The organism is Streptomyces sp. NPDC059850, from assembly GCF_042731515.1.
Classification (GTDB): Bacteria; Actinomycetota; Actinomycetes; order Streptomycetales; family Streptomycetaceae; genus Streptomyces.
In genome coordinates this window covers 104,670-124,228 of the sequence record NZ_JBHWJI010000017.1, presented here as the reverse complement: position 1 = coordinate 124,228, position 19,559 = coordinate 104,670, and the positions used below count along the sequence as shown (strand labels likewise).

Here is a 19,559-nt window from a genome sequence, read left to right as displayed (position 1 = left end):
CCGCTCGTGGCGCGCCTGCACATCGATCTTTGCCGCTGTCGGTCCGCGGCCTGTCGACGCCGCTGACCTTCTCTCGTACAGCGGCCGGAGATCCCGTACGGACTCCTGGCTCTTTCTCGCCCTCTTACCTCCCCCGGAGTGTGTCCGTTGTCGTCCCTCCCCGAGACGTCCGAGAGGACGTCGTCCTTCCGCCTGCCCAAGGTGCCGTTCTGGGCGCAGATCCTGCTGGGTCTCGTCCTCGGTGTGGTGCTCGGCTGGGTCGCCCGCAGCGGCGACGTCGGCTGGCTGGTCACCACGCTCGACAAGGTCGGCTCGACCTTCGTCCAGCTGCTGAAGCTCGCCGTCGCCCCGCTGGTCTTCTTCGCGATCCTGATATCGATCACGAACCTGCGGAACGTCAGCAACGCCGCCCGGCTGGCCACCCGCACCCTGCTGTGGTTCATGGCCACCTCGCTCATCGCGGTCGCCATCGGTCTGGCCATCGGCCTGCTCACCAACCCGGGCGCGGGTACCGGCCTGACCGCCAAGGACGGCTCCAAGCCGGACCACGCCGGGTCCTGGCTGGACTTCCTCACCGGCATCGTGCCGACGGACGTCATCACGCCGTTCACCGAGCTGCAGGTGCTGCAGATCGTCTTCCTGGCCGCCGTCGCGGGCGTCGCCGCCCTGCAGCTCGGCGAGAAGGCGCAGCCGATCCTCACCCTGAGCCAGTCGGTGCTGGAGCTGCTGCAGAAGGCCCTGTGGTGGGTCATCCGGCTGGCCCCGCTGGGCACCGTGGGGCTCATCGGCTCGGCCATCGCCGAGTACGGCTGGGACCTCATCGGCAAGTACGCGACCTTCACCGCCGACGTCTACATCGGCTGCGCGCTGGTGATGTTCGGCGTCTACCCGCTGCTGCTGGCGACCGTCGCCAAGGTCAACCCGCTGAGCTTCTTCAAGGGCGCCTGGCCCGCGATCCAGCTGGCCTTCGTCTCCCGCTCCTCGGTCGGCACCATGCCGGTCACCCAGCGGGTCACCGAACGCCTGGGCGTGCCCAAGGAGTACGCGTCCTTCGCGGTGCCCTTCGGCTCGACCACCAAGATGGACGGCTGCGCCTCCATCTACCCGGCGCTCGCCGCGATCTTCATCGCCGAGATCTTCGGCGTGCACCTCGGCATCGGTGACTACCTGCTGATCGCCTTCGTCTCGGTCATCGGCTCCGCCGCCACGGCCGGTCTCACGGGCGCGACGGTCATGCTCACCCTGACCCTCTCCACCCTCGGCCTCCCCCTGGAGGGCGTCGGCCTGCTGATGGCCATCGACCCGGTCCTGGACATGATGCGGACGGCCACGAACGTCGCCGGACAGGCCCTGGTCCCGGTCCTGGTCTCGGCCCGCGAGAAGATCCTCGACCACGACGCCTACGCCCACGCCACCTCGTCGCCCCTGGACGACGACCGCGACGAGGCGGCGGCCACCGAGCCGGAGCGTCAACTGGCCACCGTGTAGCCCTCGGTGGCGGCGCGCCGCCACTGCAGACCGGTACGCCTGTGCCCCCGGAGTCTCAATGAGGCTCCGGGGGCACTTTTTGATCACAGAGTGCTGCATTGCTGTCAATTTCTTTCACGCTATGTGTTATCCAGTGTTACGGCGCTAATATGTGATTCGTGTACATGCGGTCATACGGGGGGAACGCGCATGCCTGACACCACAGCGGGGAAATCATTGCGATCCGCGCGTGACATGATCGAAAAAGCGATCCGGGAGATGGCGGACAAGGGCGTACTGCCGAAACCCGGCGCCGAGAAGGGCGTTGTCGGCAAAATCGCGCTGCGCCACATCCTGAAGATGATCGATGTCGCGATCGCGGCTATGGAGGCGCCGCCGGAATCCGACTCGATCGTCGTGTACGGGATCCTCGCCGAGGAGTGCGAGCCCGTTCTGGGGCTGCCGTCGAGTGATGTCTTCAGCGCGCTGGTCGAGTTGTGCGGTGAGCCGCACGGGTCGGCCATCCGGCCGGAACTGCCCCGGGCGAAGCCGTCGGTGATCGAGACGCTTCGCCGGGAGATCATCGCGGTGACCGTCGAATACCGGGCGCGGCCCGGGGAGACGGGGGTGCGGATCATCGAGATGCTGTACGGCGCCGATCGGCAGAAGGTGCGGCGCAAGCGCATCAAGCAGGAGATCGACTGGGGCGACATACCCGAGGAAGTGCGCGCGCGGATCATTCGTGACGATGACGAGGGCGTCACCCTGAGTCTTCCTTTGGGGAGGGCTTGATGGTTTTCTTCATTCCTCTGATCATCATGGCCATCGGGCTGGTCATGTGGAATCGGATCATGGTCTGGGCCCGGGATCAGCTCTTTCCCTGGGTGAACGAGAACGTTCCCTGGATGTCCGACACGGTGAAGCTCGCATTCACCGCGCTGGACAAGTACGCCACCGCCATCCGCAGAAATGTGAAGGCGGCCTGGAAGGAACTGCGGTCCTATCTGCTCGAACAGGTCGTCGAGTTCGAGAAGGGGACGGCCCCGAACACCTACCTGCGGCGCATGACCGCGCTGATGAAGAGCCAGCTGAGCAGTGACGCGCCGGTCAGGCGGATCGTGGTCGAGGAGGACGTCGCCTGGGACGACCTTCCCGAGAAATACCGTCAGTCGCTGGTGGCGGGCGACGGCGGGAGTTACCGCATGGACGTGACCAGGATGCGCGACCAGGAACTCGAAGAATGACCCGCAGAGGAAGAAACGGGCATATGTCGCTGTGGTGGTGGACGGGCGTCGGTGTAGTGGTGGTGGCGGTGGCCCTGGTCGCGTCGCGGCTATGGCCGCGGTCCGCCGGGCGCGCGGGAGGCGGCCGTCTCACCGCCGTCGTGCTGGCCGCCCTGGCCGAGGACTGGGCGGCGCGCATGGACGCGCACCCCGATGACATCCGGGCCGCCGTTCTCGGCTCCGGATCCGCCGGGCTGGGCGCCCGGCTCGGCTCGGAAGTGCGGGAGGTGGAGGTCGTGTTCAGCAGACCCGCTACCGGGCGGTCGGACGCGCACACCGTCGTCCGCTGCGTATTCGGGAATCCCGAAAGCGCTCTGGTGACCGAGACCGTCACCGGCTGGGACGACATTCCCGACGATGTCCGCGCGGAACTCATCCGTCAGGAAGCCGACGAGGTCAGCCGCCGCTGGACCGTGGCGAGCTGACACACACTGATACGGGGGGCAGTGCATGGACGAGGGACGGAACACGGTGCCGCGGCGCTGGGCGTTCACCGATTCCGGCGGCGGGGCAGCCGGAACGGCGACGGCGACCGCGACGAAGACCACGACGACCACCAGGACCATGACCGCACGGCGTGCTGAACGGGCCGGAGAATCCCCGGAGACGGGATCGCCGGAAGCGGTCGACTTCCGGGTGGAGCAGCCCGCCCGTACGTTCGGCGATCTCGTCCTCGCGGAGGTGGTGCGACGGCGCGTCGACACCGCGCTGAACGTGGTCGCGCACCGGGACGTGCTGTTCAAGGAATGGAACCTGGCCGCGATTTCCCCGCACCGCGGCGGCGCGGTGGTGAGCCTGTACGGCCCGCCCGGTACGGGGAAATCCGCGTGCGCGGAGGCCATCGCCCACCGGCTCGGCCGCCCGTATCTCCGGGTCAGCTACGCCCAGATCGAATCCCGTTATGTCGGGGAGACGCCGAAGAACATCGTGCGCTGTTTCGCCGAGGCCCGTCGGCACGACGCGGTGCTCATCTTCGAGGAGGCGGACTCCATTCTCGGGCGGCGGCTGAGCCGGGTCACCCAGAGCGCCGACCACAGCGTCAATGTGTCCCGCTCGGTGATGCTCACCGAACTGGACCATTTCGACGGTGTCGTCGTCTTCACGACCAACTTCCCGGAAAACTACGACGTGGCGTTCGTCCGGCGGATCCTGGCCCATATCCGGCTGGAACTCCCCGACCTCGCCGCGCGGCGCGACCTGTGGACGAAGCTCCTCCCGAAGGAACTGCCGCTGCACCCCGAGGTCACCGCCGACATCCTGGCGGCCGAATCGGAGGGCATGGCCGGTGGCGACATCGTGAACGTCATCATGGCCGCCGCCGCGGCGGCCGTGGCCCGCAGCGGAGAGCGGCGCGTGGTCGAACTCGCCGATCTCCGCGACGAACTGGCCGCCTCGGCGCGGGCGCGGCGCGAGGTGGGGAACCCGCCCTCGTCGCCGCGCCTGGTGGCCTGGGAGGACGTGCCCCAGCCCGGCTCAGAGACGGGCGAGGGGGCGGGTCAGCAGGGGTAGCGCGCGGTCCAGTTCGCGCTCCCAGTACGGCCAGGTGTGGGTGCCGGGGCCGTAGAGCCGGGCGGTGAGGGCCAGGCCGCGGGCCCGGGCGCGGCGTACGTAGTCCTCGGCCATCGGCCAGAGGCTCTTCTCGGTGGGGTCGACGGGACGGTCCGCCGGGTCCAGCGGCCCGGGGGTGCCGTCGCCGCAGGAGACGTACACCGGGTAGCCGCGGGGGAGCCGGGTCAGCTGGGTGTACGGGTCGTGGGCCGCCCAGATCGCGGACTGGGCCGTGGGGTCGCCCCACAGGGCGGTCGGGTCGGCGCCGTACCGCTGCACGATGCCCTGGACGCCGGCCGGGCTCCGCAGGGGGTGGATGACGCCGCTGAACGAGGCGGCCGCGCGGAAGAGGCGGGGGTGGCGGGCCGCGTAGGACAGGGCGCCGAAGCCGCCCATCGACAGGCCCGCGATCGCCCGGCGGCCGTTGCCGCGCAGCGTGCGCTCCACCAGCGGGCGCACCTCGCCGAGGTGGAAGGTCTCCCAGGCGGGCGGGCCGTACGCGCCGCCGTTCCACCAGTTGGAGTAGAAGCCGGAGGGGCCGCCCTCGGGGGACACCACCAGGGCGGGGAGGGACGCGGTCAGCCCCTCGACGTCGGTGTTGAGGGTCCAGGCCTGCCAGCCCGGACCGGGGTCGCAGCAGCCGTGCAGCAGGTAGAGGACCGGCCAGCGGCGGTGCGGGCGGCGGTCGTAGCCGCTGGGCAGCAGGACCCGGGCGTGGCCGTCGCGGCCGAGGGCGGGGGAGTCGATCGTCAGGTCGAGGACGCGTTCGCTGACGCGGTCGGCGGCGGTGATGCGCGCCTGGTCGGTATCGGCGCTGCGGGAGCGGGCCTCGGCCGGGCGGGAGCGGGCCTCGGCCGGGGTGGGGAGCAGGGGCGCGGCGGCCAGTGCGGCGAGCGCGGCGGCGGCGCGGCGGCGGGAGGGCATCGTTCGTATCTCCTTCGCTCGGTGCGTGCGGAGCTGAACGGGGCGTTGCGCGTGCGCTGTTGACACTGTGAAGGGGGCGGCGAGCCGTGACAAGAGTGAGGTGCCGAGCACGTGATCTTCGTCGTGCTCCGCCGTAGGCTGGTGAGGGTAAGAGGTGTGCGGGGGCACTGGCTTAAAGGGGGCGGTCCACGTGGGCGGGGTGACGAGGAGCAAGCGCGTACCGCGGGTGGTGCGGGAGCAGCAGATGCTGGACGCGGCGGTGCGGGCCTTCGCGCGGTGCGGCTACCAGAACGCCTCGATGGACGACATAGCCGAGCTGGCCGGGGTGTCCAAACCGCTCGTCTATCTCTACCTCAACTCGAAGGAAGAGCTGTTCGCGGCGTGCCTCCGGCGGGAGGCGGCGTCGCTGGTGGCCGCGGTGCGGGGCGCGGTCGAGCGGGGCGCGCCGCCGGACCGTCAGCTGTGGAGCGGGCTGAGCGGCTTCTTCGCGCACACCTCCCGGCACCCGGACGGATGGGCGCTGCTGCACGTCCAGGCGCGGACGCACGGTCACCCTTATGCGCACGAGGTGGCGGCGATGCGTACGGAGATCGTGGCGTTCGTGACCCAGCTGATCGCGGCGGCGGCGCGGAAGGGCGCGCGGGAGCGGCGGCTGGCGGCCGCCGAGGTGTCCGGGCTCGCGCACGCGCTGGTCGGGGCGGCCGAGTCGCTGGCGGACTGGGCGGGAGACACGGAGCGGCCGGACGGCCGCCCCTCGGCCCAGGAGGCGGCGGCCACCCTCATGAACTTCGCCTGGGCGGGCCTCGGGAACCTGCTGCGCGGACAGGACTGGTCGCCCGCCCGGTAGACGCTTACGGGGCTGGCTACCTACGGGACCGGCGCGTCAGCCGATCCGCGCCCGCGCGTACAGCGCCGCCGGGTCCGCCGCGCGGGACACCGCCGAGGGGTGTACGTCCCGCTGGGACTCCGGATGCCTGACGCCCTCCCGCCAGGACGCGGACGGGTCCGTTCCGCTGTCCGAGCCCGCCTTGTCCGGTGCCAGGTCGAGCGGCAGGAAGTTGGACGGCGCGGTGTGCCAGCCGTCCGGTGCCACCCGGGTGGCCAGGAGGTACGTACGCCCGGGCAGCAGCGCCGGGGCCTCGCCCACCACCACCCGCTGGCGCCGCAGCGGATCGTCGCCGCCCTCCTGGGCGACCCGTACGTTTCCGGACACCTCGCCCTTCAGGGTGGACTGGACCTCGACCCGGTACGTCGTCCACAGCAGCCGGTCGCCGTCGGTGCGCCGGACCCCCTCGCGGGCGGTGACCTTGCCGATGAAGACGTCATCGGCCCAGCCCGAGGCCAGCCCGGGCGTGTCCAGCCGCACCGCGTAGGTGGGGTGGAGCCGCGTACTGCCGTACGGGACCTCGAACCAGGCCGCCGCCGCGCCGCCCACCGCCGCCAGGGCCGTGGCCAGCGCGATCGTCCCGGTACGGAGGCTCATGAGCCCCACACGGCCCGGTACGCGGTGATGTCGGAGGCCGCGGGGGCGAAGGCGGTGCGGGTGTCGTTGCAGTACATGACGGCACCGGGGGCGGAGCGATGGCCCAGCCGGAGGGCGTGGCCCAGTTCATGGGTGACGACGCCGCGCTTCACGTCGGCCGGGTACGCGCCGAGGAAGTGGTCGTTGAGGACGATGTCGTCGGAGCCCAGCTCATGGGACTCCCACAGCCCCGACCAGCCGATGTCGGCGCGGTCGACGTCGGTCGCGTCGACGTCCGCGTAGGCCGTGCCGGTGTGCGGCTTGATCTCGACCCTGCCCAGGGCGTTCCAGCTGTCCCGGGCCCGTGTCCACTCCGCGGTGTACTTGGTGTGGAGGCTGTACGTCAGCTCCGAACCGTCCACGGAGCCGGTCGTGTTCGGGTCGTCCGGGCAGTCGGCGGCGAGGGCCGGGGGCGCGGGCAGCCCCGCGCACAGCCCGGCGGTCAGGGCCGCGCTCACCGCGATGCGTATACACCGCCGGGCGAAACGGGCGCCATTACATCGACCCACGTCCGCAAACCCCTCGTTCGTGTGAGGCCCGAGAGCTTCAACGTACGAGGGGCCGCGGGGCGCCGCATGCGCACAGGTCCTCCCGGGGGAACCGGAGGCCCTTGTTCATGCCCGTGGTTCAGGTGCCGCAGTTGCCGCCCGCGGGCTGGTCGCCGAACCGCGCGCCGAGCCATGCCAGGGCGGGCGGGATACCGGTGATCGCGGTCGTCACATGGTCGCCGGGATGGCTCTTCCACTCCACCGGCGCGCCCTTCTCGCACCACCGGGTGCGCAGTTCCGCGCCGACCTGGTACGGAATCAGCTCGTCCGCCGTGCCCTGGTAGAGGTAGACCGGATGGTCGGGGGCGCGGTCGCCCAGATAGGAGGCGCGCAGCGCGAGCTGCCAGAGCGGTGAGGCCAGCGGATCCCGGACGGTCACCTCGGACAGGTTCGTGAAGAGCCCGGCGATGGTGCTGATGGAGACGCAGTTGTTCCGCATGAAGGCGACGTCGTCCTTGCCCTTCTGGTTGAGGTAGGAGTCCAGCGCCAGTTCGGGGAAGGCGGCGTCCTGTCCGGCGAGCGCCATCAGGGCGAGCCCGGCGCCCGCGCCGCCGTCGTTGTAGTCGAGGGTGGCGGGCAGATCGGCGGGGACGCCCCCGGCGACCGTGCCCTTCACCCGCAGCTCGGGTGCGTACGAGGCACGCAGCTGGGCGGCCCACCCGGCGGCCTGGCCGCCCTGCGAGTAGCCCATGATCCCGACCGGGCCGTCCGGTGCGAGGCCCGCCTCGGGGAGCCGCTGCGCGGCGCGCGCCATGTCCAGCAGGGCGTGCCCCTCGGACCGGCCGACCGTGTAGGTGTGGTCGCCGGGGGTGCCCAGGCCCTCGTAGTCGCTGACGGCGACGGCCCAGCCGCGGCGCAGCGCGAGGTCGATCAGCTGGCCCTCGGAGCTGGTGCCCTGCGGGAAGCGGCCGGAGGCCGCGCAGCCGTCGGCGAGGCCCACGGCGCCCATGCCCCAGGTGACGAGCGGGCGGGGGCCGGTCTTGCCGTCGTCGGGGACGATGACGGTGCCGGAGACGGTGTTCGCCGTGGACCGGGCGGTGGTGGAGCGGTAGGTGATCTTCCAGGAGCGGGTGGTGACCGGCGCGCCGGGCACGGCGCGGAACGAGGTCGGGGACTTGGTGACGATGTCACCGGGCCTGCCCTGGGTGGTGGCGGTCCGGGTGGTGTCGGTCGTGGCCATGGCCGGTGCGGTCGGCAGCGCGGCCGGCAGGGCCAGCGCGGTGAGGGTGGCGAGCACGGTGGTGCGGGTGCGCATACGGCTCTCCCAACGGGGCGATGGTGCTGCGGTGCTGTGAGGAGGACCGTAGAGACAAAAGGGGCGGGTGTTGCTGATCGGAGCGCTCAGATTCGCTGGCCTCATGCCTCATCAGGTCTCACGAGGTCTCAGGTAGGCCTCACCAGGCCTCACCCGGCCTGTCCGGCGCGGGGTCTGGCACCCGGCCGTGCGGCCGTACGTCAGCCGGTAGGCGCCCGGGGTCATCCCCGTCCAGCGCCGGAACGCCCGGTGGAACGCGGCGCCCTCGGAGAAGCCCAGCCGCACCGCCAGTTCCTCGATCGGCTCCCCGGTCTCCCGCAGGCCGCCGATCGCCGCGTCCCGCCGCACCTGGTCCTTGAGCCGCTGGAAGGAGGTGTCCTCCTCGTCCAGCCGCCGGCGCAGCGTCGCGGGACTGACCGCGAGCCGGGCCGCGACCTCGCGCAGGTCCGGCAGCCGTCCGGCGCGGCGGCCACCCGGCCCGCCGCCGGTCCGCAGGCCCCCGGCGAGCGCGTGGCGCACCTGCTCGGCGACGGTCGTGCCGTACTCGGGGCGGCCGAGCAGCCCGACGGGCGCGCGGCGCAACAGCGCCTGGAGGGACGCCTCGTCCTGGATCACGGGCGCGGACAGCCAGCGGGGATCGAACCCGGCCGCCGTACGGTCCCCGCCGAAGCGCGGGACGCAGTCGAACAGCTGCTCGTACTCGTACGCCGCCGCGGGCGGGGGCGCGGGGTGGGCGAACTGGGTCCACAGCAGCGGGATCCGACGTCCGATCAGCCAGCCCGCGAGCCGGTGCCAGATGAGCATCAGCCATTCGGCGACGATCTGGCTCTCGTGGCGGGTGCGTAACCGCCCGTGGATGCCGAACACCGCCTCGCCGCTGTCGCTGCCCTCGCCGCCCTCGCCGCGCTCCAGCGCCAGGTCGGGTCCGCCGGGGAAGAGCCGGTAGAAGCGCGCGCCGCGCTCCAGGGCGGTGCCGAGGTCGGGGCAGCCGATCGAGGCGTAGCACATCATGGCGAACGTGCCGGGTCTGCTGCGCGCACAGCCGAGCCCCAGGAACTCGTCCCCGGTGGCCCGGTGCAGGGCGCGCACCAGCCGGGCGAACTGCTCGGGGGAGAAGCGCGCGCGGTCGTCGCCGAGCAGCAGCGGCGGTATCCGGGCCCGCTGGAGCAGCGGCGCGGTGTCCACGCCCAGCCGCTGCGCGCCGTGCACCGCGGCCCGTACGTGATGCACCGTGACCGTTCGCCGCCCCCGACTCGTGGTCCACCCCATGGCCGAAACGGTAGCCCGATCGGGTGCGCGATGTCGACGGTGCGTCGTTGTTCGGTAACGCAGGGTGAGGCTTGGGGTTTCGCTTTCGAAAGGAAATGAACGGTCCGTGAATAAGGAAAGCCGGAAAAGGCAGGAGCCCCGCTGCCCCGCGGATGCGGGGAGCAGGGCTCCTTGGGTACTGCTAACTCAGACCGCGCTGACGTTCTCAGCCTGCGGGCCCTTCGGGCCCTGGGTGACGTCGAAGGTCACGGCCTGGTTCTCCTCCAGGGAGCGGAAGCCAGACGCGTTGATCGCGGAGTAGTGAACGAAGACATCGGGGCCGCCGCCGTCCTGGGCGATGAAGCCGAAGCCCTTCTCGGCGTTGAACCACTTGACGGTTCCGGTAGCCATAAAGCCCTCCTTGGGCCAAAGGGTTGCCCTGCTCCAGAACCTGCAAGAAGTCTGAAAACTACAAAAGCCCGCGGTTACATGCTCCGCAGGCTCTGTACTGCAAGGGAAACCAAACTGCAACTTGCGGCGAGCCTAGCACGCTCCGTGTCCAGGGGGAAAGAGCCGAAGATCACGAATACGGAGGGTTTCCGGAGCGCGCGGGCGGGACAGGAACGCAGGTCGAGCCCGTGGCGCCGCGAGATATCGGGCCATCCGGGTCACCCCCGCCGCCGGTTCGCGGGAAGAGCGGGGCTAGCCTCCGGTTGTGGACAATTCACCGAGTTCCCCCTCGCGGAGTACACCGGACGCCGCCGAAAGCGTCATCCCCAGCTCCCTGGGACGCCGCGACCGACCGAGGGTCGGCCACATCCAGTACCTCAATTGCGTACCGCTGTATTGGGGTCTCGCCAGGACCGGTTCGCTCCTCGACTTCGAGCTGACCAAGGCCTCGCCCGACGCGCTCAACGACCAGCTGGTCGCGGGTGACCTCGACATCGGCCCGATCAGCCTCGTCGAGTATCTGCGCAACGCCGACGACCTGGTGGCGCTGCCCGATATCGCGGTGGGCTGCGACGGGCCCGTGATGTCGTGCGTGATCGTCTCGAAGGTGCCGCTGGAGCAGCTGGACAAGGAGCGCGTCGCGCTCGGTTCGGCCTCGCGGACCTCCGTACGCCTGGCCCAGCTGCTGCTCGCCGAGCGGTACGGGATCGAACCCGACTACTACACCTGCCCGCCCGACCTCAGCCTGATGATGCAGGAGGCCGACGCGGGGGTGCTGATCGGCGACGCCGCGCTGCGGGCCAACCTCCACCACGCCCCGAAGCTGGGCCTCCAGGTCCATGACCTGGGGCAGATGTGGAAGGAGTGGACCGGGCTCCCGTTCGTCTTCGCCGTCTGGGCCGCCCGCCGTGAGTACCTGGAGCGCGAGCCGGAGATCGTGCGCGAGGTGCACCGGGCGTTCCTGGAGTCCCGGAACCTGTCCCTTGAGGAGGCGGGCAAGGTCGCCGAGCACGCCGCGCGCTGGGAGGACCTGGAGGCGTCGGTGCTGGAGCGCTACTTCACCACCCTCGACTTCTCGCTGGGGGCGAAGCAGCTGGCGGGTATCGCCGAGTTCGCCCGGCTGACCGGCCCGACGACCGGCTTCCCGGCGGACGTCCGGGTGGATCTGCTGGACGCCCCCACGGTGAACGGCTAGCCGGACCGGACCGGACCGGCTAGCGGACCGGACAGGGCCTAAGCTGGGGCGGCGCAGTCGAGGGGGAGGCACATGCAGCCGCTGGGAGCGGAGGACCCGCAGGTCATCGGGGCGTACCGGCTACTCGGACGGCTTGGTTCCGGCGGCATGGGTGTGGTGTATCTGGGCCGCAGCGCGGGCGGGCGCACGGTTGCGGTGAAGGTGGTGCACGCGCAGTTCGCGCTCGACGAGCAGTTCCGCGCGCGCTTCCGGCGCGAGGTGGACGCCGCGCGCCGGGTCGGTGGCTCCTGGACCGCGCCGGTCCTCGACGCCGACCCGGAGGCACGCGTTCCGTGGGTGGCCACCGGGTATGTGGCGGGCCCCTCGCTCAGCGAGGCCATCAGTGACGAGGGCCCGCTGCCCGAGTCCCCGGTACGGGCCCTGGCCGCGGGGCTGGCGGAGGCGCTGGACGCCGTCCACGGGCTGGGCCTGGTCCACCGCGACGTCAAGCCGTCCAACGTGCTGCTCGCCCTCGACGGCCCGCGCCTGATCGACTTCGGGATCGCCCGGGCCACCGAGGGCACCGTCTCCCTGACCACCACCGGCGTCTCCATCGGCTCGCCCGGCTATATGTCGCCCGAGCAGATCCTCGGCCAGCCGGTGAGCGGTGCGGCCGACATCTTCTCGCTGGGCGCCGTGCTGACGTACGCGGCCACCGGTGAGCAGCCCTTCCCGGGCGACAGCTCGGCCTCGCTGCTCTACAAGGTGGTCCACGAGGAGCCGAAGCTCGGCCCGGAACTGACCGGTGAGCTGCGCGACCTGGTCGCCGAGTGCCTGGCCAAGGACCCGGCGGACCGCCCCACCCCCGAGCAGATCGCGCGCCGCATGGCCCCGGCGGACGGGGCCTCGGGGCTCGTACGGTCCGGCTGGCTGCCGGGGGCGCTGGTCGAGCGGGTGAGCCGACAGGCGGTCGAACTGCTCGACCTGGAGGCGGAGGCGGTCGCTCCGCCCAGCCCCGCGAGCCCGACCACCACGGGCCAGCCCGCCGCCCCGGCCGTGCTGGGAACGCCCGTGCCGGGAACCCCCGCGTCCGGTACGCCCGTACCCGGAACCCCCGCAGCCGGTACGCCCGCGTCCGGCACGCCGATACCCGGAACCCCCGCGTCCGGTACGCCCGTACCGGGAACGCCCGCCCCCGCGCTCGGCGCGTTCGGCCCGCCGCCCCCGTCGTACGTCAACCAGTCGGGCCACGGGCCGGGCGACCCCGCGACCCCGCCCCCCAGCCAGCCATCGAGCGATAACGAGCAGGGCGGCCGCGGCTTCTCGCTCTCCGCCGCACTCGGCGGCAAGAAGCGGCCCAAGGCGCTGAGTTGCTCGCTCGTGCTCTCCGTCGCGGGCGCGCTCGCGGTCGCCACGACCGCCGTGGTGCTCGTCCAGAACATGTCCGGCGACTCGGGCGGCGACTCGGCGGCCGACGGCGGCCCCGCCCACACCGGTCCGGCCAGCCCGGGGGCGTCGGACTCGTCCGGCGCGTCGGACGTGCCCAAGGGGTTCCTCGGCACCTGGCAGGGCGACCTCACCTCCCAGAACGGCATCCCCGTCGGCACCATGACCATCACCTTCCAGCGCGGCTCCACTGGCCAGCAGGTCGCGAGCGGCCGGGTGAAGCTCTCCGTGGTGCGCTGCGACTTCACCTGGAAGCTGCTCTCCGCCAAGCCCAAGGAGCTGCACCTCGACGCCAAGTTCCGGGGAGACCAGCCCCAGGCGGGGTGCAGCGACAGCTCGACGGACGAGCAGTACACCCTCGCCTCCGACGGCACCCTGAAGTACCGCGCGAAGGACCGGAAGGCGGGCGATCCGACCGGCACCCTGCGCAAACTGCGCTGACCGGCGGGGGCGTACCCTGGGCGGGTCCGCCCGTACACCTCCGAAAGGGACGCCCCGGTGACCGCACACGCCACGCTGCAGGCAGTCCTCGACCGCGCCGCCGCCGGGGGGCGCATCACCCCGGAGGAGGCGCTCGACCTCTACCGGTCCGCGCCGTTGCACGCCCTGGGCGCCGCCGCCGACGCCGTACGCCGCCGTCGCTACGCGGGCACCGAGCACATCGCGACGTACATCATCGAGCGGAACATCAACTACACCAACGTGTGCGTGACGGCGTGCCGGTTCTGCGCGTTCTACGCCGCGCCCAAGGACACCGCCAAGGGCTGGACCCGCGACCTCGACGACATCCTGCGGCGCTGCGCCGAGACCGTCGAACTGGGCGGCACCCAGATCATGTTCCAGGGCGGACACCACCCGGACTACGGCGTCGAGTACTACGAGAAGCACTTCTCGGCCATCAAGCAGGCGTTCCCGCAGCTGGTGATCCACTCGCTGGGCGCCTCCGAGGTCGAGCACATGGCGCGCATCTCGGGCGTATCGGTCGAAGAGGCGATCCGCCGCATCAACGCCGCCGGTCTGGACTCCTTCGCGGGCGCGGGCGCCGAGCTGCTGCCCGCGCGGCCGCGCAAGGCCATCGCCCCGCTCAAGGAGTCCGGCGAGCGGTGGCTGGAGATCATGGAGATCGCCCACAACCTCGGGGTCGAGTCCACCTCCACGATGCTCATGGGCACCGGTGAGACCAACGCGGAGCGGATCGAGCACCTCCGCATGATCCGCGACGTACAGGACCGGACGGGCGGCTTCCGCGCCTTCATCCCGTACACCTACCAGCCCGAGAACAACCATCTGAAGGGGCAGACGCAGGCGACCGTCTTCGAGTACCTGCGGATGATCGCGATCGCCCGGCTCTTCCTCGACAACGTGGCCCACATCCAGGGCTCCTGGCTGACCGTCGGCAAGGAGGCCGGACAGCTGTCGCTGCACTACGGGGCGGACGACCTCGGCTCGGTGATGCTGGAGGAGAACGTGGTCTCCTCGGCCGGTGCGAAGCACCGCTCCAACCGGATGGAGCTGCTCCACCTCATCCGCACGGCCGGTCGGGTGCCCGCGCAGCGCGCGACCACGTACGAGCACCTGGTGGTGCACGACGACCCGGCGAACGACCCGGTGGACGACCACGTCGTCTCGCACCTGTCCTCGACGGCGATCGACTCCGGCAAGGCCCACCCCGAGCTGAAGCTGATCGACGCCTCCTGATGCGCACGCTCCACGCGGCGCCGGTGGTCCGGGGCACCCTCGGCGACGGTGAGGTCCTGCACGACGGCGCGGTCCTGGTCGACGGCGGCCGCATCGCCGCCATCGGCCCGCTGGACGAGCTGCGGGCCGCGCATCCGCAGGCCCGGGTGCGGCAGTGGCCCGGCACCCTCGGCCCCGCCCTCGTCCACGACGGGCCGGTGCCGGACGCGCCGACGCCCCGGGAGCGCATCCACGCCCTGCTGCGGCTGGGCGCGACGGCGGTCCTGGCGGAGCACGTCGCCGAGCCCGGGCTGCGCGCCGCCGCGGAGCGCAACGAGGTCGCCGTCCTCGACCGGCCGCGCCCGGCCGCCCTGGCCGAGGCCGGACGGGCCGATCTGGCGGTCTTCGGCGCGGACGGGGCCTGCCTGGCCACCGTGCTCGCCGGGCGCCTGGTGCACCGCCGCCGCTGACCCCCGCACGGCGCGATGTGCGGGGAGGTGAACAATGGGCGGGTGACCCGAGCATCCCTGGACAAGCAGCCGCACGAAGTCGCCGCCATGTTCGACGACGTGGCGGCCAACTACGACCTGACCAACGACGTGCTGTCGCTCGGCCAGGCCCGGCTGTGGCGCAAGGCGGTCGCCCGCGCGGTGGACGCCCGCCCCGGGGACCGGGTGCTCGACCTCGCCGCCGGTACGGGCACCTCCTCGCTGCCGTACGCGGCGGCCGGTGCGTACGTGGTGCCCTGCGACTTCTCGCTCGGCATGCTCCGCGAGGGCAAGCGCCGCCACCCGCGGCTGCCGCTGACGGCGGGCGACGCGACCCGGCTGCCCTTCGCGGACGGGGTCTTCGACGCCGTCACGATCTCCTTCGGGCTGCGCAACGTGCAGGACACGGACGGCGCGCTGCGCGAGATGCTGCGGGTGACCCGGCCGGGCGGGCGGCTGGTCGTCTGCGAGTTCAGCCACCCCACCTGGGCGCCGTTCCGCACGGTCTACAGCGAGTACCTGATGCGCGCGCTGCCGCCGGTCGCGACGGCGGTCAGCAGCAGCCCGGACGCGTACGTCTACCTTGCCGAGTCCATCCGCGCCTGGCCCGACCAGCCCCAACTCGCCGCCCGCCTCCGCACGGCGGGCTGGGCCCGTCCGGCCTGGCGCAATCTGACCGGCGGCATCGTGGCCCTGCACCGCGCCACCCGCCCCTGACGCGGCGGCGTCCTCGGGGACGGGTACGCGGAGCCGTATCACAGGCTGAGTCACGGTCAGGGCAGGGCCGCCCTCCGCGAGCGCCCGAACCGCCCCCATAGACTGCACACGTCCAGTGCCCGGCGCGACCGGCACGCTGTTACCCAGGCCACGGGAGACCCTGCGTGAGCGAGACCGCACCCACCGCGAGCGCCACCGGAAGCGCACCCTCCGGGACCTCGGAGCGCAGCGCCGATGTGATCGTCGTCGGCGCCGGACCGGCTGGTTCCACTACGGCGTACCACCTGGCCAAGTCGGGACTCGACGTCCTGCTGCTGGAGAAGACGGCGTTCCCGCGCGAGAAGGTCTGCGGCGACGGTCTGACCCCGCGCGCGACCAAGCAGCTCATCGCGATGGGCATCGACATCTCCGAGGAAGCGGGCTGGCTGCGCAACCGAGGCCTGCGGATCATGGGCGGCGGGCACCGGCTGGAGCTGGACTGGCCGGATCTCGCGGCGTACCCCAACTACGGCCTGGTGCGTAAGCGCGACGACTTCGACGACCAGCTCGCGCGGCAGGCCCAGAAGGCCGGGGCGCGGCTGTACGAGCGCTGCAACGTGACCGCCCCCATCACCGACGACCGCACCGGCCGCATCACCGGCGTCGAGGCGAAGCTGGGCGAGGAGAAGACGCCCGTCACCTTCCACGCGCCGCTGGTCGTCGCCGCAGACGGCAACTCCACCCGGCTCTCGCTCGCCATGGGCCTGCACCGGCGCGAGGACCGCCCGATGGGCGTGGCGGTGCGCACGTACTTCACCTCGCCCCGTCACGACGACGACTACCTCGAATCCTGGCTGGAGTTGTGGGACCGGCGCGGCGCCGAGGACCGGCTGCTGCCCGGCTACGGCTGGATCTTCGGCATGGGCGACGGCACGAGCAACGTCGGCCTGGGCGTGCTCAACACCTCGTCCTCCTTCAAGGAGCTGGACTGGCGCGAGATCCTCAAGGCGTGGTGCGCGTCCATGCCGGAGGAGTGGGGCTACACCCCGGACAACATGACCGGCCCGATCCGCGGCGCGGCCCTCCCCATGGCCTTCAACCGGCAGCCGCACTACACCCGCGGCCTGCTGCTGGTCGGCGACGCGGGCGGCATGGTCAACCCGTTCAACGGCGAGGGCATCGCCTATGCGATGGAATCCGGGCAGATCGCGGCGGACGTGATCGTCCAGGCTCATTTCCGCGCCACCCCGGCGCAGCGCGAAATGGCCCTCCGGCGCTACCCGCAGGTCCTCAAGGACGTGTACGGCGGCTACTACTCGCTGGGCCGCGCGTTCGTGAAGCTGATCGGCAACCCGAAGGTGATGAAGCTGGCGACGCAGCGCGGGCTCACGCATCCGATGCTGATGCGCTTCACGCTGAAGCTGCTGGCCAACCTGACGGACCCGACGGGCGGCGACGCGATGGACCGCGTCATCAACGGCCTGACGAAGGTGGCCCCGCGCGCCTGACTCTTCCGCGCGTTTTCACGTGGCGTCCGGGCTCTCGCTGGTGATCACGCCGAACGGGGCGCCCGCCACGTCCGTCAGCCATGCCATCCGGCCGATGTCCTCCGCCGTCATGGCGGGCATCAGCACGGACCCGCCCAGCTCCTGACCCTTCGCGACCACCCGGTCGCAGTCCGCGACCTCGAAGTACGGCAGCCACTGCGGCGGCGTCGAATGCCCCTCCTGGAGCTGTGCGACGCCGCCGAAGGTGCCGTCCTTGCCGCCGCCCGCCGTCGACAGGACGGTGTACGAGCCCCCGGGGAACGACATCTCCTCGGCGTCCCAGCCGAACACGGTGCGGTAGAACGCGCGGGCCTCGGCGGGGTCGGGGGAGTGCAGCTCGGTCCAGCACAGCGAGCCGGGCTCGGTGACCGCCTCAAGACCGGCCGTCTTGCCGGGCTGCCAGACCGCGAACCGGGCGCCGCCGGGGTCGGTGAACTGCCCCATCCGCCCCTCGTCGAAGACGTCGAACGGCGCGGCGCGCACCTGCCCGCCCGCCTGTACGACGGAGCGCGCGGTGGCGTCGGCGTCGGGGGTCTGGAAGTACGGGGTCCAGGCGGCCCGGGACCCGGCGTCGGTGAGTGGGCCGAGGGCGGCGACGGTTCTGCGGCCATGGGTGAAGAAGCCGTATCCGCCCGCTTCGGGACCGGCCGATTCGAAGGCCCAGCCCAGCAGTCCGCCGTAGAAGGCCCGGGCCGCCTCGGTGTCGGGGGCGCCGAGATCCAGCCAGTTGGGTGCGCCGGGGACGAAATCGGTGGTGAGCATGGCTGCTCCTTCAACGATCGCTGACGACACTTCTCAGTCTGGCACCGGGCGGTCGCTGTCGCGCGGGCCCGCCGGCGGTGGTGACATGGAAGGAGGGGGCGCCGTGCGCGTCCGCCGCGGCGACGCCGGATCGATCGGGCCCACGGGCCGGTTCTCCGCCGGTGGGCCTTCAGGAGGTACACCATGACGAAGGCCGCAGACATCATGCACCCGGGCGCGCAGTGGATTCCGGCGACGGAGAACCTGGAACGCGCCGCGCAGTTGATGCGCGACCTGGACGTGGGCGCCCTGCCCATCAGCGACAGCCAGGAGCGGCTGTGCGGGATCCTCACCGACCGCGACCTCGTCGTCGGCTGTGTGGCCCAGGGCCGCGATCCGTCCCGGATGACGGCGGGGGACCTCGCCAAGGGCACTCCGCGCTGGATCAGCTCGGACGCCGACGTCTCCGAGGTGCTGCACGAGATGGAGGAGCACCGGATCCGCAGGCTGCCGGTGATCGACAAGAACAAGCGGCTGGTCGGCATGATCAGCGAGGCGGATCTGGCCCGGCATGTCTCCGAGCAGCAGATCGGCGAGTTCGTGGAGAAGGTCTACGCCACGTAGACAGGCGTGAGGCCGCCGTTCCGCTTCGAGCGGCGAGGAACGGCGGCCCCATGGCCGAAATCAGCTGACGTCAGCCTGTCAGAGGACGCGCACGGCCCCGGTCGGCTGGTCGTAGTCCAGCGGACGCTCCACGATGCCCGTGCTCGGGTTCTGGGCGCCGATGAACTTGCCGTCGCCGATGTAGACGCCGACGTGGTACGCGCTGCCGGAGCTGCCCCAGTAGAGCAGGTCACCCGCCTGCAGGTTGTCCAGCGACACCTGGGTGCCGGTGGCCGACTGGTCCTGCGAGACCCGCGGCAGGTCGATGCCGACCTGCTTGAACGCGGCCTGGGTCAGACTGGAGCAGTCGTACGAGGACGGGCCGCTGGACCCGAGCACATACGCCTTGCCGAGCTGTGCCTTGAGGAAGCTGATCACCGCGGCGGCGTTGCCGGTGGCGTTGGAGACCGAGGTGGTGGAGAGGGTGGCCCGCTCGGCGGAGCGGGACGCCTTCTCGGCCCGGGCCTCGGCGGCCTTCTTGGCGGCGGCGCGGCGCGCCTCGGCCTCGCGCTCCTTCTTGTCGGCCTCGGCCTTGGCCTTCTTGGCGGCGGTCTTCGCCTGGGCGGCTGCCTGGTCCTGCTGGGCCTGCAGCTCGTAGCCGGAGGCCGCCTGCTGGGTGGCGGCAGCAGTCTGGGCGGCCGTGCTCGCCAGCGTGTCGCTGACGGTCGGCATTTCGAGCGTCGCCTCGGGGGCGGCCGGCTCGGCGGCGGAGGCGGGCATGGCAGCGCCGGCCACCGCGAGGGTGAGGAAGCCACCGGTCACCCCTGCGCGGAGTGCACGCGTGGAAGCGGCGGCGCGGCGGGGCTTCCGGTGGCTGGGTATGTGTGCGATCGGGGACATAGGTCACTGGGTACCAGGGCCCAAAGGCCCGGATCAACAAAA

The 19,559-nt window shown here is 71.7% G+C and carries 21 protein-coding genes; 13 read left to right on the top strand and 8 right to left on the bottom strand.

Features of this window, described 5'->3' with window-relative positions; translation table 11 throughout:
* Positions 1-147 precede the first annotated feature (147 nt).
* The 5 genes from ACFV9T_RS16740 to ACFV9T_RS16720 all read left to right on the top strand — a co-directional run bounded on the left by ACFV9T_RS16740 (position 148) and on the right by ACFV9T_RS16720 (position 4,259).
* Positions 148-1,488: a dicarboxylate/amino acid:cation symporter gene (locus ACFV9T_RS16740; RefSeq protein ID WP_385440752.1), complete on the top strand. Its 1,341-nt coding sequence runs from the start codon at positions 148-150 to the stop codon at positions 1,486-1,488.
* A 189-nt stretch (positions 1,489-1,677) separates the two neighbouring features.
* Positions 1,678-2,259 carry a hypothetical protein gene (locus tag ACFV9T_RS16735; RefSeq protein ID WP_385440750.1) on the top strand — a complete coding sequence of 194 codons (582 nt, stop codon included), beginning with the start codon at positions 1,678-1,680 and terminating at the stop codon, positions 2,257-2,259.
* Positions 2,259-2,711, top strand: coding sequence for a hypothetical protein (locus tag ACFV9T_RS16730; RefSeq protein WP_385440747.1), 453 nt, complete (start codon positions 2,259-2,261; stop codon positions 2,709-2,711). Before ACFV9T_RS16735 ends, ACFV9T_RS16730 begins: the two co-directional genes overlap by 1 nt.
* Positions 2,708-3,175: a hypothetical protein gene (locus ACFV9T_RS16725; RefSeq protein ID WP_385440744.1), complete on the top strand. Its 468-nt coding sequence runs from the start codon at positions 2,708-2,710 to the stop codon at positions 3,173-3,175. Before ACFV9T_RS16730 ends, ACFV9T_RS16725 begins: the two co-directional genes overlap by 4 nt.
* Before the next feature lie 25 nt (positions 3,176-3,200).
* A complete protein-coding gene (locus ACFV9T_RS16720; protein ID WP_385440743.1) occupies positions 3,201-4,259 on the top strand; it encodes an ATP-binding protein in 1,059 nt (352 codons plus the stop codon).
* Here ACFV9T_RS16720 and ACFV9T_RS16715 read toward each other — a convergent pair.
* Complete coding sequence (locus ACFV9T_RS16715) at positions 4,224-5,222, bottom strand: alpha/beta hydrolase (protein WP_385440742.1); 999 nt, start codon at positions 5,220-5,222, stop codon at positions 4,224-4,226. The two genes, ACFV9T_RS16720 and ACFV9T_RS16715, sit on opposite strands and share 36 nt — an antisense overlap.
* A gap of 244 nt (positions 5,223-5,466) precedes the next feature.
* Between ACFV9T_RS16715 and ACFV9T_RS16710 the strand changes: the two genes are divergently transcribed.
* Positions 5,467-6,069 carry a TetR/AcrR family transcriptional regulator gene (locus tag ACFV9T_RS16710; protein WP_385440884.1) on the top strand — a complete coding sequence of 201 codons (603 nt, stop codon included), beginning with the start codon at positions 5,467-5,469 and terminating at the stop codon, positions 6,067-6,069.
* Positions 6,070-6,105: 36 nt separating this feature from the next.
* On the opposite strand, the gene ACFV9T_RS16705 is transcribed toward ACFV9T_RS16710, so the two are convergent.
* The 5 genes from ACFV9T_RS16705 to ACFV9T_RS16685 all read right to left on the bottom strand — a co-directional run bounded on the left by ACFV9T_RS16705 (position 6,106) and on the right by ACFV9T_RS16685 (position 10,206).
* The gene (locus tag ACFV9T_RS16705; RefSeq protein WP_385440739.1) at positions 6,106-6,705 is read right to left on the bottom strand and encodes a hypothetical protein; all 600 of its coding nucleotides are present in this window, start codon (positions 6,703-6,705) and stop codon (positions 6,106-6,108) included.
* Positions 6,702-7,202 (bottom strand): matrixin family metalloprotease, encoded by a 501-nt coding sequence (locus ACFV9T_RS16700; RefSeq protein WP_385440737.1) that lies wholly within the window; start codon positions 7,200-7,202, stop codon positions 6,702-6,704. Before ACFV9T_RS16700 ends, ACFV9T_RS16705 begins: the two co-directional genes overlap by 4 nt.
* 169 nt (positions 7,203-7,371) lie before the next feature.
* Complete coding sequence (locus tag ACFV9T_RS16695; protein WP_385440735.1) at positions 7,372-8,547, bottom strand: lipase family protein; 1,176 nt, start codon at positions 8,545-8,547, stop codon at positions 7,372-7,374.
* 111 nt (positions 8,548-8,658) lie between these two features.
* Positions 8,659-9,816, bottom strand: coding sequence for an AraC family transcriptional regulator (locus tag ACFV9T_RS16690; RefSeq protein ID WP_385440734.1), 1,158 nt, complete (start codon positions 9,814-9,816; stop codon positions 8,659-8,661).
* A 186-nt stretch (positions 9,817-10,002) separates the two neighbouring features.
* Positions 10,003-10,206, bottom strand: a complete 204-nt coding sequence (locus ACFV9T_RS16685; RefSeq protein WP_009715975.1) for a cold-shock protein — start codon at positions 10,204-10,206, stop codon at positions 10,003-10,005.
* A gap of 361 nt (positions 10,207-10,567) precedes the next feature.
* Between ACFV9T_RS16685 and ACFV9T_RS16680 the strand changes: the two genes are divergently transcribed.
* The 6 genes from ACFV9T_RS16680 (at position 10,568) to ACFV9T_RS16655 (ending at position 17,234) form a co-directional block, all read left to right on the top strand.
* Positions 10,568-11,440, top strand: a complete 873-nt coding sequence (locus ACFV9T_RS16680; RefSeq protein WP_385440881.1) for a menaquinone biosynthetic enzyme MqnA/MqnD family protein — start codon at positions 10,568-10,570, stop codon at positions 11,438-11,440.
* A 72-nt stretch (positions 11,441-11,512) separates the two neighbouring features.
* Positions 11,513-13,306 (top strand): serine/threonine protein kinase, encoded by a 1,794-nt coding sequence (locus tag ACFV9T_RS16675; protein WP_385440732.1) that lies wholly within the window; start codon positions 11,513-11,515, stop codon positions 13,304-13,306.
* Positions 13,307-13,363: 57 nt separating this feature from the next.
* Complete coding sequence (gene mqnC / locus ACFV9T_RS16670; RefSeq protein WP_385440729.1) at positions 13,364-14,563, top strand: cyclic dehypoxanthinyl futalosine synthase; 1,200 nt, start codon at positions 13,364-13,366, stop codon at positions 14,561-14,563.
* Entirely contained in the window at positions 14,563-15,012 is a 450-nt protein-coding gene (locus ACFV9T_RS16665; RefSeq protein WP_385440727.1) for a hypothetical protein, read from the top strand. Before mqnC ends, ACFV9T_RS16665 begins: the two co-directional genes overlap by 1 nt.
* A 42-nt stretch (positions 15,013-15,054) precedes the next feature.
* Positions 15,055-15,747, top strand: a complete 693-nt coding sequence (locus tag ACFV9T_RS16660) for a demethylmenaquinone methyltransferase (protein ID WP_385440725.1) — start codon at positions 15,055-15,057, stop codon at positions 15,745-15,747.
* 164 nt (positions 15,748-15,911) lie between these two features.
* On the top strand, positions 15,912-17,234 hold the full coding sequence (locus tag ACFV9T_RS16655; protein ID WP_385440722.1) for a geranylgeranyl reductase family protein: 1,323 nt from the start codon (positions 15,912-15,914) through the stop codon (positions 17,232-17,234).
* A 15-nt stretch (positions 17,235-17,249) separates the two neighbouring features.
* On the opposite strand, the gene ACFV9T_RS16650 is transcribed toward ACFV9T_RS16655, so the two are convergent.
* A complete protein-coding gene (locus ACFV9T_RS16650; RefSeq protein ID WP_385440721.1) occupies positions 17,250-18,035 on the bottom strand; it encodes a VOC family protein in 786 nt (261 codons plus the stop codon).
* A gap of 183 nt (positions 18,036-18,218) precedes the next feature.
* On the opposite strand from ACFV9T_RS16650, the gene ACFV9T_RS16645 reads away from it, so the two are divergent.
* On the top strand, positions 18,219-18,638 hold the full coding sequence (locus ACFV9T_RS16645; RefSeq protein ID WP_385440719.1) for a CBS domain-containing protein: 420 nt from the start codon (positions 18,219-18,221) through the stop codon (positions 18,636-18,638).
* A 78-nt stretch (positions 18,639-18,716) separates the two neighbouring features.
* On the opposite strand, the gene ACFV9T_RS16640 is transcribed toward ACFV9T_RS16645, so the two are convergent.
* Positions 18,717-19,517 (bottom strand): C40 family peptidase, encoded by an 801-nt coding sequence (locus ACFV9T_RS16640; RefSeq protein WP_385440717.1) that lies wholly within the window; start codon positions 19,515-19,517, stop codon positions 18,717-18,719.
* Positions 19,518-19,559 lie beyond the last annotated feature (42 nt).